General features: G+C 67.5%; 11 protein-coding genes and 1 pseudogene. 7 read left to right on the forward strand and 5 right to left on the reverse strand.

Annotated features, from left to right (window positions below):
• Nucleotides 1-26: 26 nt before the first annotated feature.
• From WS68_RS15360 to WS68_RS15370, 3 genes are all read right to left on the reverse strand, one after another.
• The gene (locus WS68_RS15360; protein ID WP_059519912.1) at nucleotides 27-884 is read right to left on the reverse strand and encodes a carbohydrate ABC transporter permease; all 858 of its coding nucleotides are present in this window, start codon (nucleotides 882-884) and stop codon (nucleotides 27-29) included.
• Nucleotides 874-1812 (reverse strand): carbohydrate ABC transporter permease, encoded by a 939-nt coding sequence (locus tag WS68_RS15365; protein ID WP_059571652.1) that lies wholly within the window; start codon nucleotides 1810-1812, stop codon nucleotides 874-876. Before WS68_RS15365 ends, WS68_RS15360 begins: the two co-directional genes overlap by 11 nt.
• 160 nt (nucleotides 1813-1972) lie before the next feature.
• Nucleotides 1973-3220 carry an ABC transporter substrate-binding protein gene (locus WS68_RS15370; RefSeq protein WP_059571626.1) on the reverse strand — a complete coding sequence of 416 codons (1248 nt, stop codon included), beginning with the start codon at nucleotides 3218-3220 and terminating at the stop codon, nucleotides 1973-1975.
• 534 nt (nucleotides 3221-3754) lie between these two features.
• Here WS68_RS15370 and zwf point away from each other — a divergent pair.
• The 3 genes from zwf (at nucleotide 3755) to WS68_RS15385 (ending at nucleotide 7920) form a co-directional block, all read left to right on the forward strand.
• Nucleotides 3755-5224, forward strand: a complete 1470-nt coding sequence (gene zwf / locus WS68_RS15375; protein ID WP_059571627.1) for a glucose-6-phosphate dehydrogenase — start codon at nucleotides 3755-3757, stop codon at nucleotides 5222-5224.
• A 112-nt stretch (nucleotides 5225-5336) separates the two neighbouring features.
• A complete protein-coding gene (pgl, locus tag WS68_RS15380) occupies nucleotides 5337-6017 on the forward strand; it encodes a 6-phosphogluconolactonase (protein WP_059571628.1) in 681 nt (226 codons plus the stop codon).
• On the forward strand, nucleotides 5995-7920 hold the full coding sequence (locus WS68_RS15385; RefSeq protein ID WP_059571629.1) for a bifunctional transcriptional regulator/glucokinase: 1926 nt from the start codon (nucleotides 5995-5997) through the stop codon (nucleotides 7918-7920). Before pgl ends, WS68_RS15385 begins: the two co-directional genes overlap by 23 nt.
• Before the next feature lie 390 nt (nucleotides 7921-8310).
• Here the strand turns inward: WS68_RS15385 and WS68_RS15390 are convergent, their stop codons facing one another.
• Nucleotides 8311-9528 carry a Bcr/CflA family multidrug efflux MFS transporter gene (locus WS68_RS15390; RefSeq protein ID WP_059571630.1) on the reverse strand — a complete coding sequence of 406 codons (1218 nt, stop codon included), beginning with the start codon at nucleotides 9526-9528 and terminating at the stop codon, nucleotides 8311-8313.
• A gap of 206 nt (nucleotides 9529-9734) precedes the next feature.
• On the opposite strand from WS68_RS15390, the gene WS68_RS15395 reads away from it, so the two are divergent.
• The 4 genes and pseudogenes from WS68_RS15395 (at nucleotide 9735) to WS68_RS15410 (ending at nucleotide 13504) form a co-directional block, all read left to right on the forward strand.
• Entirely contained in the window at nucleotides 9735-10193 is a 459-nt protein-coding gene (locus WS68_RS15395) for a hypothetical protein (protein ID WP_059571631.1), read from the forward strand.
• 183 nt (nucleotides 10194-10376) lie between these two features.
• Nucleotides 10377-11681 (forward strand): annotated as a pseudogene (gene hemL, locus WS68_RS15400) (glutamate-1-semialdehyde 2,1-aminomutase); the annotation flags it as partial.
• Nucleotides 11682-11713: 32 nt separating this feature from the next.
• Nucleotides 11714-12847 carry a bifunctional diaminohydroxyphosphoribosylaminopyrimidine deaminase/5-amino-6-(5-phosphoribosylamino)uracil reductase RibD gene (ribD, locus tag WS68_RS15405; RefSeq protein ID WP_059571633.1) on the forward strand — a complete coding sequence of 378 codons (1134 nt, stop codon included), beginning with the start codon at nucleotides 11714-11716 and terminating at the stop codon, nucleotides 12845-12847.
• Between the two features lie 18 nt (nucleotides 12848-12865).
• On the forward strand, nucleotides 12866-13504 hold the full coding sequence (locus WS68_RS15410) for a riboflavin synthase (protein ID WP_059571634.1): 639 nt from the start codon (nucleotides 12866-12868) through the stop codon (nucleotides 13502-13504).
• A gap of 14 nt (nucleotides 13505-13518) precedes the next feature.
• Here the strand turns inward: WS68_RS15410 and WS68_RS15415 are convergent, their stop codons facing one another.
• Nucleotides 13519-14127, reverse strand: coding sequence for a uracil-DNA glycosylase family protein (locus WS68_RS15415; RefSeq protein ID WP_059571635.1), 609 nt, complete (start codon nucleotides 14125-14127; stop codon nucleotides 13519-13521).
• Nucleotides 14128-14321: the final 194 nt, after the last annotated feature.

The following is a 14321-nucleotide window of genomic DNA, read 5'->3' on the forward strand; positions in this document are numbered from 1 at the left end:
GCCGCGCGGCGCCGGCCGCGCCCGCGTCATCCCTTTACCGCACCCGCCGTCAGCCCGCGCACGAAGTAGCGCCCGGCCAGCACGTAGACGAGCAGCGTCGGCAGCGCGGCGATGATCGCGCCCGCCATGTCGACGTTGTATTCCTTCACGCCCGTCGACGTGTTGACGAGGTTGTTCAGCGCGACCGTGATCGGCATCGAATCGACGCCGGAGAACACGATGCCGAACAGGAAATCGTTCCAGATCTGCGTGAACTGCCAGATCACGCACACCATGAAAATCGGCAGCGACACCGGCAGCAGGATCTTCGTGAAGATCGTGAAGAAGCCCGCGCCGTCGATGCGCGCGGCCTTCACCAGCTCGGCCGGCACGCTCACGTAGAAATTGCGGAAGAACATCGTCGTGAACGCAATGCCGTAGACGACGTGCACGAACACGAGGCCCGGGATCGTGTTCGCCATCCCGAAGTAGCCCTCCAGGCGCGCCATCGGCAGCAGGATCACCTGGAACGGGATGAAGCAGCCGACGAGCAGCATCGTGAAGAATGCATCCGCGCCGCGAAAGCGCCAGTGCGTGAGCACGTAGCCGTTGAATGCGCCGATCAGCGACGAGATCAGCACGGCCGGAATCACCATCTTGAGCGAGTTGAAGAAAAACGGCTTCATCCCGTCGCAGCGCACGCCGGTACACGCCTCGCTCCACGCCTTGACCCACGGAGCGATCGTCCAGTTGGACGGCGGCGTGAGCAGATTGCCGGTGCGCAACTGGTCGAGATCCTTGAACGACGTCGACAGCATCACGTACAGCGGGAACAGGAAGTACAGCGCGAACAGAATCAGCGCCGCGTAGATCACAGCCCGGCCGATCGTCATCTTAGGCTGCATTGCGGGTGCTCCTCGATTCGAGATACATGAGCGGCACGAGCACTGCGACGACGGTGGCGAGCATCATCACCGACGATGCCGCGCCGACGCCCAGCTGCCCGCGGTTGAACGAATACGTGTACATGAACATCGCGGGCAGCGACGACGACGTGCCCGGCCCGCCCGCCGTCAGCGCGACGACGAGGTCGAAGGTCTTGATCGTGATGTGACAGAGGATCAGCAGCACCGAGAAGAACACCGGGCGCATGCTCGGAATCACGATCTTGCGGTAAATCGTGGGCAGCGTCGCGCCGTCGACCTGCGCGGCCTTGAAGATCTCGCCGTCCACGCCGCGCAGCCCGGCGAGGAACAGCGCCATCACGAAGCCCGTCGATTGCCAGACGGCCGCGATCACGACGCAGAAGATCGCCTTGTCCGGATCGTCGAGCCAGCCGAACGAGAAGTTCGTGAAACCCCAGTCATGCATCACTTTCTCGAGGCCGAGGCCGGGGTTCAGAATCCACTGCCAAGCCGTGCCGGTGACGATGAACGACAGCGCCATCGGATACAGGAACACCGCGCGCAGCGCGCCTTCGTTGCGGATCTGCTGATCGAGCAGGATCGCGAGCAACAGGCCCAGCACGACGCAAATCACGATGAACGGAATGCCGAACCAGCCGAGGTTCGCGGCCGAGGTCCACCAGACGTCGTTGCCGAACAAATCGGAATAGCGGCCTAAGCCGTCGAACGTGTAGTTCGGCAGCAGCCGCGAATTCGTCAGCGACAGATAGCTGGTGATGGCGATGAAGCCATAAATGAACACCAGTGCGATCGCGATGCTGGGCGCGAGCACCAGTTTCGGAATCCAGCGATCGGCAAGCGCCGACAGCGGCGACGTGCGGCGTGCGGCGGCCGCGCTGGTTCCGTTTCCGCCAAGTGGGGCAGCCACGTGTTTCGACTCCTGGAACAAGATCGCCGGCGCCGCGGCGCGACGCCGCGAGCGGACAGCGGATGGGGCGCGAGCCGGCAACCGGCCCGTTTGCAGCACATGCGGCGCGCGCAATGCCCGGCGCGCTAAGATCCGCGCAACCGGGCTTGCGCACCGTTCGTTACTTCACCTTCGCGGCCTTCGCGAGCGCGGCGACCGCGCTCTTCGCGTCCTGCTGCGAGTTCATGAACTTCGTCACGACGTCGGTGATCGCGCCTGCGGTGGCGTCGCCCTGAGCCATGCCGTGCGCGAGCGACGGCACATAGCCGCCCGACTTGATCGCCGCCTGCCCGTCCGCGTAGGATTTCTTCGCGCAATCGTCGAACTTGTCCATCTTCACGCCCTGGCGCACCGGCACCGACCCCTTCAGCAGACTGAACTGCTCCTGGAACGCGGGTGTCATGATCGTCTTCGCCAGCGCGATCTGACCCGGCGTGGCCGCCTTCTGACCCTTCTGCTGGAAGAACACGAACGAATCGACGTTGAACGTGTAGGCGTTCGCCGTGCCCGGCACCGCCGCGCAGATGTAATCCTTGCCCGCCTTCTTGCCGGCCGCCTCGAACTCGCCCTTCGCCCAGTCGCCCATGAACTGCATGCCGGCGCGGCCGTTGATGACCATCGCGGTCGCGAGGTTCCAGTCGCGGCCGTTACGGCCGGAGTCGAAGTAGCTCTGGATCTTGCGGACCGTGTTGAACACGTCGAGCATTTGCGGGGAGGTCAGCGTAGCCTGGTCGAGATCGACGAGCGCCTTCTTGTAGAACGCCGGGCCCTGCGACAGCACCACGTCCTCCCACAGCGTCAGATCCTGCCACGGCTGGCCGCCCATCGCGACCGGTTGAATGCCGGCGGCCTTCAGCTTGTCGGCGACCTGGAAGAACTCGGCCCACGTGGCGGGCGGCTTCGCGCCGACCTTGTCGAGCGCCGCCTTGTTGATGTAGAGCCAGTTCACGCGGTGCACCGAGAACGGCGCCGCGACGTAATTGCCCTTGTATTTGATGATCTTGTCGATCTCGGCCGGCAGGTTCTGCTTCCAGTCGCCTGCTGCCGCGTTGATGTCGACGAGCACGCCCTGATCGGCCCATTCCTGAATCAGCGGCCCCTTGATCTGCGCGGCCGACGGCGCATCGCCGCTGATCACCTTGGTCTTCAGCGCGGTCATCGCCGCGGCGCCCGCGCCGCCCGCGACCGCGAAATCCTTCCACACGTAGCCCTGCTTTTGCAGATCGTCCTTGAGCACGCCGACGGCCTTCGATTCACCGCCCGACGTCCACCAATGCAGCACGGTGACATTCTCGGCCGCTTGCGCCGCGGCGGCGCCGAACATCAGGCCTGCGGCGCACAACGCGCCCATGATCGCGCGAACTTTCATCAGTTATCTCCTCCAGTTTGGGTCATCCACTCGCCGGACTTTCGATCGCGCCGAACGCGCGAAAGCCGGCTTATTGGCTAGGTCGCCGCACACACGACGGCACTAAACAAACGGCACAGGAAAGAAGACATGGGGAATCGAGCCGCGAACGACGCGCCATACGCGACGCATGGCGTGCGGGCCGATGCCGGCCGCGGGCTCTCAGAGGCTGAGTGCTGACTCGAGCTTCAACGACTGTCTCCTCCTGGGCTATCCGGTTGCGCTGCCCGACCATTGCCAGGCGTGCACCCCAGGGGCAGCAACGTGCACATATGCGCATCATCAATGTCCGATACCATCCGACGTGCGGCGTACACCTGCCGCACGCCCCGTCCGAAGTTCGCGCCTCTTCATGCCGTGCGCTTCTTTTCTTCATTCAGGTGCTACCCCTTGCGCCGGATTGTAGTTAAACTACAATTCAGTGTCAAAAATATTTTTATCGCACTACGGCCCACGATGCGCGGCATCGCGGGCGCCCGAATCCGTGGGAGACACATGCATACCGACTCGAGCTTCACCTTCGTTCTCTTCGGCGGCACCGGCGATCTGTCGATGCGCAAGATTCTCCCCGCGCTCTTCGAGGCGCACCGCGCGAACATGCTGGCCGAAGCCGGGCGGATCGTCGCGGTCGCGCGCGGCGCGGCCGATCGCGACGCCTACCTCGGCTGGGTCGAGGAGCACGTGAAGCCGCACGCGGTCAAAGCGGCCGGCAGCGCGTTCGACGAGACGGCCTGGCGAAGCTTCCTCGAGCGGATCGTCTACGTGAAGCTCGACGCGAGCCGCGCGGAAGACTACGCGCTGCTGCGCGACGCGGTCAACAAGCTGTCGGGCATCCGCGTGTTCTATCTCGCGACCGGCCCGTCGCTGTTCGTGCCGATCTGCAACGCGCTTGCCGCGGTGGGCCTCAACGAGGGCGCGCGCATCGTGCTCGAGAAACCGCTCGGCTACGATCTGCGCTCGTCGAACGCGATCAACGACGCGGTCGGAGAGATCTTCGCCGAAGAGCAGATTTACCGGATCGACCACTACCTCGGCAAGGAGCCGGTGCAGAACCTGCTCGCGCTGCGCTTCGGCAATGCCCTTTTCGAGCCGCTGTGGCGCCGCGAATGGGTCGAGAGCATTCAAATCACGATCGCCGAGGAACTGGGCGTCGAGGCGCGCGGCGATTTCTACGACAATACCGGCGCGCTGCGCGACATGGTGCAGAACCACCTGCTGCAACTGCTGTCGATCGTCGCGATGGAGCCGCCGCATTCGATGGATTCCGATTCGGTGCGCGACGAGAAGCTGCGCGTGCTGCGCGCGCTCAAGCCCGTCGATCAGCGCGACATCGGCAAGGTCGCGGTGCGCGGCCAGTACCACGCCGGCGTGATCAAGGGCGCGCAGGTGCCGGCCTATGCGACCGAACCCGGCGTGAAGCCGGATAGCCAGACCGAGACGTTCGTCGCGCTGAAAGTCGAGATCGAGAACTGGCGCTGGGCCGGCGTGCCGTTCTTCCTGCGCACCGGCAAGCGCCTGGCCGACCGCGTCGCCGAGATCGTCGTCAACTTCCGGCCGGTACCGCACTCCGCGCTCGGGCCCACTGCGCTGCGCGCGGGCGCGAACCGCCTGGTGATCCGGCTGCAGCCGAACGAGTCGATCCGCCTGTACTGCCTCGCGAAACAGCCGGGCGAAGGGATGAACCTCGCGAGCGTGCACCTCGATCTCGCGTTCGACCAGTTCTTCAAGGAAGGCCAGATGGAGGCGTACCAGCGCCTGCTGCTCGACGTGATCAACGGCCGCCTCGCGCTGTTCGTGCGTCGCGACGAGCAGGAGGCCGCGTGGCGCTGGGTCGAGCCGATCCTCAACGAGTGGGCGCGCTCGCTGAAACCGCCGAAGCCGTATGCAGCCGGCACCTGGGGCCCCGCCGCCGCGAGCGCGATGCTCGCGCAGCACGGCACCTGCTGGCTCGAAGAAGAAAACTGATGAATGCGGCGCGGCGGCGCGCGGCTTCGCCGGCCGCCGCCGCGCCGAGCAGCATCGATGCAGCCCCGCACAATTCGATGAATTCAATAAAGACAGTCTGGATGGAGGAGAAGTGATCGAGATTCACGCTTTCGAGACCCCGAGCGCTCAATCCGACGCGCTGGCGCGCGCGGTGGGCGAAGCGCTCGCGGCCGCGCTCGCGCAGCGCGCGCGCGCGACGCTCGCGGTATCGGGCGGCACGAGCCCGCGGCCGTTCCTGCAAACGTTGTCGAACGCGGCGCTCGACTGGCCGCGCATCGACGTGACGCTCGTCGACGACCGTTGGGTTCGCGACACCGACTCGGCCAGCAACGCGAAGCTCGTGCGCGAGACGCTGCTGCAAAACGCCGCCGCCGGCGCGCGTTTCACGCCGCTGGTGGATACGCGCGAGACACTCGATGCGCGGATCGCGGCGCTCAACGCGAGCGCCGCGCATGCGCTGCCCGACGTCGCCGTGCTCGGCATGGGCGAGGACGGCCACACCGCGTCGCTGTTCGCCGACGCGCCCGAGTGGGCGCACGCGATCACGACGCCCGAGCGCTTCGTCGCCGTGCATCCGGGCGCCGCGCCGCATGCGCGCGTGAGCCTGTCGCTCGACGCGCTCAAACACATCGATCGCCTGTTCCTGCTGATCGCAGGCAGCCGCAAGCGCGAGGTGCTCGAAGCCGCCGCCGCCGCGCCGCAACAGAACGCGATTTCGCAATTGGCCAACGACAAGGGGACAATACTCGATGTCTACTGGTGCGCAAATTAAAGCCGCCGCCGCGACCCAGCATGCGGACGGCCCGCGCCTGCTGGCCGACGTCGGCGGCACCAACGCGCGCTTCTCGCTCGAAACCGCCGCAGGCGAGATCGAGCAGATTCGCGTCTACCCGGTCGCCGACTATCCGACGCTCACCGACGCGATCCGCAAGTATCTGAAGGACGTGAAGATCAACCGCGTGAACCACGCGGCGATCTCGATCGCGAACCCGGTCGACGGCGATCAGGTGCAGATGACCAATCACGACTGGAGCTTTTCGATCGAGGCGACGCGCCGCGCGCTCGGCTTCGATACGCTGCTCGTCGTCAACGATTTCACCGCGCTCGCGATGGCGCTACCGGGCCTGACCGACACGCAGCGCCTGCAGGTCGGCGGCGGCACGCGGCGGCAGAACAGCGTGATCGGCCTGATGGGGCCGGGCACGGGGCTCGGCGTGTCGGGCCTGATTCCGGCCGACGACCGCTGGATCGCGCTCGGCAGCGAAGGCGGCCACGCGTCGTTCGCGCCGCAGGACGAGCGCGAGGATCTCGTGCTCCAGTACGCACGCAAGAAATTTCAGCACGTGTCGTTCGAGCGCGTGTGCGCGGGCCCCGGCATGGAGATCGTCTATCGCGCGCTCGCCGCGCGCGACAAGAAACGCATCGCCGCGAGCGTCGACACCGCCGAGATCGTCGAGCGCGCGCACGCGGGCGACGCGCTCGCGCTCGAAGCGGTCGAATGCTTCTGCGGAATTCTCGGCTCGTTCGCCGGCAGCCTCGCGCTGACGCTCGGCGCGCTCGGCGGCGTCTACATCGGCGGCGGCGTCGTGCCGAAACTGGGCGAGCTGTTCATGCGCTCGCCGTTTCGCGAACGCTTCGAGGCCAAGGGCCGCTTCGACACCTATCTCGCGAACATCCCGACCTATCTGATCACCGCCGACTATCCGGCATTTCTCGGCGTCTCCGCGATTCTCGCCGAGCAGTTGTCGAACCGCTCGGGCAGCGCGTCGTCGGCCGTGTTCGAGCGCATCAGACAAATGCGCGATGCGCTCACGCCCGCCGAGCGCCGCGTCGCCGATCTCGCGCTCAACCATCCGCGCTCGATCATCAACGATCCGATCGTCGATATCGCGCGCAAGGCCGACGTGAGCCAGCCGACCGTGATCCGCTTCTGCCGCTCGCTCGGCTGCCAGGGGCTGTCGGACTTCAAGCTCAAGCTCGCGACGGGCTTGACGGGCACGATCCCGATGAGCCACAGCCAGGTTCATCTGGGCGACACCGCGACCGATTTCGGCGCGAAGGTGCTCGACAATACCGTATCCGCGATCCTGCAGTTGCGCGAGCATCTGAACTTCGGCGACGTCGAGCACGCGATCGATCTTCTGAACAACGCGCGGCGCATCGAGTTCTATGGGCTCGGCAATTCGAACATCGTCGCGCAGGACGCGCATTACAAGTTCTTCCGCTTCGGCATCCCGACGATCGCATACGGCGATCTGTACATGCAGGCCGCATCGGCTGCGCTGCTAGGCCAGGGCGACGTGATCGTCGCGGTGTCGAAATCCGGCCGCGCGCCGGAGCTGTTGCGCGTGCTCGACGTCGCGATGCAGGCGGGCGCGAAAGTGATCGCGATCACGTCGAGCAACACGCCGCTCGCCAAGCGCGCGAACGTCGCGCTCGAAACCGATCACATCGAGATGCGCGAATCGCAGTTGTCGATGATCTCGCGAATTCTGCATCTCGTGATCATCGATATCCTCGCGGTCGGCGTCGCGATCCGCCGCGCAACACCCAATGCGGAACTCGCCGGGGCGATGGCGCGCGCGAAGGCGCATGCGGGCGCGAAGGCAGACGACGAAAGCGCGGACGTGCTCGATTGGCTGAGCCACGGCGCGTCGCCGGTCGCGCGGGACTAGCGCGGCCGCTCGGCGCGACGCGTTGCGCCGAACGCGGAAAAAGCGCCGCCGGCATGACCTCCGGCGGCGCTGATTTTTTGGATTGCCCGCGGCCCGATGCGAAGAAGGTGCTTGCTGCTAGCCATTGGGTGCTTGCTGCTAGCCATTGGGCGCTTGCCGAGCCGCACGGCCAGCGCGAGCCCAACATCGCGAGCCTGCCATCCATCCGCCATCGCTTGCCCGGCATCGCAGGTCCGCTATCGCTGCCCAACATCGCGGGCCCAAGGCTGTAGGTCCGCCATCGCAAGCCCACCATCACCGCCCGCCCATTGCAAACCCGAGGCCCCGGCCCACCATCACCGCCCCGCCGCCGCAAACCCTGAGCCGCCCCGGCCGCCGAGCGCCGCGGCCCTACCCGGCGTTTGTCACCGGCCGCCCGTGCCAGCGCAGCACGAGCACGCGCCCCACGAAACACAGCAGTCCCGTCGCACCGATCGTCACTCCCATCGCGAACGGCGAACCGTCGGACAGCGCGCCAATCACGACGCTCGCGAGCGCACCGAGCGCGAGCTGCATCGCGCCGAACACGGCAGCCGCCGCGCCGGCGTTGCGCGCATAGCGGTGCATCAGTTCGGTCGTGCAGTTCGCCGACAGCACGCCGACGACACCGACGACGAAAAAAAGCCCCGCGACGATCGACCACAGCCCGCCCAGCCCGGTGATCGCGAAGAACGCGACCGCGAGCGACGCCACGCAACTCACGAGCGCCGCGGCCGCGATGAGCGCGAGCGAGCCGACACGGCCAACGAGATGCGTGCTCACGAAGTTGCCGATCATGATGCCGACGACGTTCAGCCCGAACAGCAGCCCGTAATGCTGCGGCGACACGTGGAAATGCTCGATGTAGACGAACGGCGTCGCGGTGATGTACGCGAACATCGACGCGAACGCCATGCCGCCGCACAGGACGTAGCCCCACGCGAGCGGATCGGCGAGTATGTGCCCATACGCGGCGAACGCGCGCAGCACGCCCGAGCCGCCGCGTTTGTCGCGCGGCCAAGTCTCCGGCACGCGCAGAAACGCGGCCGCCGCGCACGCCGCACCGAACAGCGCGAGCACCACGAACACGCCGCGCCAGCCGAGAAAGCGCAGCACCTGGCCGCCGACGAGCGGCGCGAGCAGCGGCCCGACAGCGGTGACGATCGCGACCATCGACAACACCTTCGCCGCGTCGGCCGGCTCGTGCGCGTCGCGCGCGATCGCACGTGCGAGCACCGACGCCGCACCCGCGCCGAATGCTTGCAGGAAGCGCACGACGATCAGCTGGTCGATCGACGCAGCCGCGAAGCAGCCGATGCTCGCGAGCGTGAACAGCGCGATGCCGCCGAGCAGCACCGGCCGGCGGCCGTAGGTATCGGACAGCGGCCCGTAGAGCAGCATCCCGATCGAGAAGCCCGCCATGAAGCTTGTCAGCGTGCGCTGCGCGGCGGCGGCGCTCACCTGGAAGCCCGCCGCGATCGCGGGCAGGCTCGGCAGATACATATCGGTGGCAATCGGCCCGCACGCGGCAAGCGCGCCGAGCAACAGGATCAGCCGGCCGTCGGGCCGGCCTCGGGTGACGTGACGCATCGGAATTCCATACGGAAAGGGGCAGCCGAACCGCCTTGGCCGCGCACGCGCCAGCAGTTGCGCACGCCCGGTCCGCCTAGCCCGGCAAGACAACGAAAAAAGGCGACAGACCGCGCCGCCCTGGACCCGTGATTGTAAGCGAGCCGCTTCGGCGCTTCGGTTAAGCTTCTCATTTTGGTCCGACGCCCGCCCGCCGAATTGCCGACATGACTGCCTTCCTGCTGATCTGGAGCCCCAAGAAATGGCCGTGGCCCGAGCTGCCCGAGTTCGCCGCGCGCGTGCAGGCAGGCGAAGCGGTGGCGGATGTCTGGGGCTGCGGCTTCTCGCGCAGCATCCTGCCGGGCGACCGCGTGTTTCTGCACCGGGTCGCGCAAGAGCCCAAGGGCGTGTTCGGCTCCGGCTACGTGACGCGCGCGCCATACGAGGTGCCCGATCCGGCGACCAAGCGCGGCTACCGGCTCTGCATCGATTTCGTCTACGACTGGCTGGTCGACGGCCATCGCCAGGTCGTGATCACGCGCGACGCGCTGCGCACGCACCCGTATTCGGTGCAGACCTGGGACGCGCAGACCTCCGGCACGTCGATCAAGCCGATGGTCGAAGGCCCGCTCGAGAAGCGCTGGGCCGAGCTGACCGGCAAGCGCAAGCCGCCGCGGCGCGCGTAGCCGCACGCACGGGCGGCGGATGGCAGCGGCGCCGTCGAGCGGCCGTCCCGGCGCGCCAAACCGTCACGCCCGAGCCGGAGTCGCGCCGCACGCGTCTTAGGTACAATCGAGCGGTTAGCGCATAGCCATCCCCGATACGCCGTCCGACGCGAGCCATGGCCCCGCCGCTCGCGCGCACGGCCCTCTCTGTCGCAGGTCCCATTCATGTCGAACAATCAAACTCTCTTCGAACGCGCGCAACGAACCAATCCGGGCGGCGTCAATTCGCCGGTGCGCGCGTTCCGCTCGGTCGGCGGCACGCCGCGCTTCGTCAAGCGCGCGCAAGGCGCGTATTTTTGGGACGCCGACGGCAAGCGCTATATCGACTACATCGGCTCGTGGGGGCCGATGATCGTCGGCCACGTGCATCCGGAGGTGCTCGAGGCGGTCCAGCGCGTGCTTGCCGACGGCTTTTCGTTCGGCGCGCCGACCGAGGCCGAGATCGAAATCGCCGAGGAAATCGTGAAGCTCGTGCCGTCGATCGAGCAGGTGCGCATGGTCTCGAGCGGCACCGAGGCGACCATGAGCGCGCTGCGCCTTGCGCGCGGCTTCACCGGCCGTAGCCGGATCGTCAAGTTCGAGGGCTGCTATCACGGGCACGCCGACAGCCTGCTCGTGAAAGCGGGCTCGGGGCTGCTCACGCTCGGCAACCCGACGTCGGCGGGCGTGCCGGCCGATGTCGCGAAATACACCACCGTCCTCGAATACAACAACGTCGCCGCGCTGAACGAAGCGTTCGCCGCGTTCGGCGATGAAATCGCCGCGGTGATCGTCGAGCCCGTCGCGGGCAACATGAATCTCGTGCGCGGCACGCCCGAATTCCTGAACGCGTTGCGCGCGCTGTGCACGAAGCACGGCGCCGTGCTGATCTTCGACGAGGTGATGTGCGGGTTTCGCGTCGCGCTCGGCGGCGCGCAGCAGCACTACGGCATCACGCCGGATCTCACCTGCCTGGGCAAGGTGATCGGCGGCGGCATGCCCGCCGCCGCCTTCGGCGGCCGCCGCGACATCATGGCCGAACTCGCGCCGCTCGGCGCGGTATATCAGGCCGGCACGCTGTCAGGCAATCCGGTCGCGGTCGCCGCGGGGCTCGCGACGCTCCGGCTGATCCAGGCGCCCGGTTTCTACGATGCGCTCGCCGGCAAGACGCGCCGGCTCGCCGACGGCCTCGCCGCCGAGGCGCGCGCGGCAGGCGTGCCGTTTTCGGCCGACGCGATCGGTGCAATGTTCGGCCTTTACTTCACCGAGCGCGTGCCGACCAGCTTCGCCGACGTCACCAAGAGCAACATCGAGCGCTTCAAGCGCTTCTTCCACCTGATGCTCGACGAAGGCGTGTATTTCGCGCCGTCCGCTTACGAGGCGGGTTTCGTGTCGAGCGCGCACGACGACGCGACGCTCGACGCAACGCTTGCCGCCGCCCGCCGCGCGTTCGCGGCGCTCGCCGGCTGAGCGCGCGGCCGCTCGAACCACAGGACGGGCCCATGTTTTCGGAACAGGACTTTATCTACATGCAACGCGCGCTCGCGCTCGCCGCGCGCGGAATGTACACGACGACGCCGAATCCACGCGTCGGCTGCGTGATCGTCAAGGACGACGCCGTGATCGGCGAAGGCTTCACCCAGCCGGCCGGCCAGGATCACGCGGAAGTGCAGGCGCTCAAGGACGCGCGCGCGCGCGGCAACGACGTGCGCGGCGCGACCGTCTACGTGACGCTTGAGCCGTGCAGTCACTTCGGCCGCACGCCGCCGTGCGCGCACGCGCTGATCGACGCGCGCGTGGGCAAGGTGGTCGCCGCGATGGAAGACCCGAATCCGCAGGTGTCCGGACGCGGCCTCGCGATGCTGCGCGATGCGGGCGTCGACGTGCGTTGCGGCCTGCTCGCGCACGATGCGCACGAGCTGAACGTCGGCTTCGTGTCGCGGATGACGCGCGGCCGGCCGTGGGTGCGGATGAAGACCGCCGCGTCGCTCGACGGCCGCACCGCGCTCGCCTCCGGCGAGAGCCAATGGATCACCGGCGAAGACGCGCGCGCTGACGGCCACCAATGGCGCGCGCGCGCGTGCGCGATTCTGACGGGCATAGGCACCGTGCGCGAAGATGATGCCCGGCTCACCGTGCGCGGCGTCGACACGCCGCGGCAGCCGCGGCGCGTGCTGATCGACAGCCGCCTCGACGTGCCGCTCACCGCGCGCATTCTCGAAGGCGCGCCGCCCGTCATTTTCTGCGGCGCGCTCGACGCGCAGCGCGAAGAGCGCGCGCAGGCGCTGCGTGCGCGCGGCGCCGAGATCGTGCCCCTGCCGAACGCGCACGGCAAGGTCGACTTGCCCGCGATGCTCGCCGCGCTCGGCGAGCGCCAGATCAACGAGCTTCATGTCGAAGCAGGCCATAAGCTGAACGGCTCGCTGCTGCGCGAGCATTGCGTCGACGAGCTGCTCGTCTATATCGCGCCGACCCTGCTCGGCGCGGATGCGGCATCGATGTTCGATCTCGCCGGACCCGCGTCGCTCGCGGACCGCGCGCGGCTCGCATTTCACAGCGTCGAGCGCATCGGCGGCGACCTGCGCGTGCTCGCGCGTTTCGCCGGCGCTCACGCCGCTGCGCCCTCCACTCACTGACAACGGAAACCGACCAAGATGTTTACCGGAATCGTCGCGGCAGTCGGCCGCATCGAAACGATCGCGCCGCTGGGCGCCGAACCCGAGGCCGGCGTGCGCGCCACCGTGCACGCGGGCGCGCTCGATCTGGCCGACGTCGCGCTCGGCGACAGCATCGCGATCCAGGGCGCGTGCATGACAGTAATCGCGAAGACGGCCGATACGTTCGACGTCGAGATCTCGCGCGAAAGCCTGAACCGCACGGTCGGCCTCGCCGCGCCCGGCGACGTGAATCTCGAAAAGGCGCTGCGCGCGCACGACCGGCTCGGCGGCCATCTGGTGTCCGGGCACGTCGACGGGCTTGGGGTCGTCACGCGCTTTGCGCGCGTCGGCGAGTCGCACGAGTTGCGCATCGTCGCGCCGCGCGAACTCGGCCGCTATCTTGCATACAAGGGATCGATCACCGTCAACGGCGTGAGTCTCACGGTCAACGCGGTCGACGATCAAACGCACGGCTGCGAATTCTCGATCAACCTGATTCCTCATACGGTCGAGGTGACCACACTCAAGCATTTGCAGCCGGGCTCGCAGGTCAATCTCGAAATCGATCTGATCGCGCGGTATGTGGAGCGGATGCTGGCCACCGCATCCGCGGCCGGCGGCCAGCCTTCCCGGTAAATCGATTGCCGGAATCAGCCGCCAGCCCCACCAAGCTGCCGCGCGATGCGCCGCCGCAATTCCGGCAGCACATCGGAGCCGAACCACGGATGACGCTTGAACCACGCCTGATTGCGCGGTGACGGATGCGGCAGCGGCAGCACCGCCGGGCCATATTCGCGCCACGCTTGGACGGTTTCGGTCAGCGACGCCTTACGCGCGTCGCGCAGGAAATGCCGCTGCGCATACTGGCCGATCAGCAGCGTGAGACGGATCGCCGGCAGTTCCGCGAGCAGACGGTCGAGCCACAGCCGCGCACATTCCGGACGCGGCGGATTGTCGCCGCTCGCGCCGCGGCCCGGATAGCAAAATCCCATCGGTACGATGGCAAACCGCGACGCGTCGTAGAACGTGCCAGCATCGACGCCGAGCCATTCGCGCAGCCGCTTGCCGCTCGCGTCGTCCCACGGCACGCCGCTCGCATGCACGCGCGCGCCCGGCGCCTGCCCGACGATCAGGATGCGCGCGCCGCGCCGCGCGCGCAGCACTGGACGCGGGCCAAGCGGCAGCTCGGCCTCGCACGCGCGACACGCGCGAATATCGGCGAGCAGCGCGTCGAGCGGGGTGCGGGGTGGTTCAGGCATCGGCGCAGATCATCGTGTTCCAGGCTCGCGCATCGCGCGGCAACGGACATTGTAAGCCGGGCGCTTGCCAACCCAGACCAGGCTGGGCCGAGGATCGCGCGGGCCGATCCAGGCCGCTCCGCCATGTGCCCCGGCAACCCGCGGAATGCGAGGCCCGCGCCCCGCCCGCGGATTCATCCGCGCCCGGCCGCACC

This window comes from Burkholderia sp. TSV86, from assembly GCF_001522865.1.
Taxonomy (GTDB): domain Bacteria; phylum Pseudomonadota; class Gammaproteobacteria; order Burkholderiales; family Burkholderiaceae; genus Burkholderia.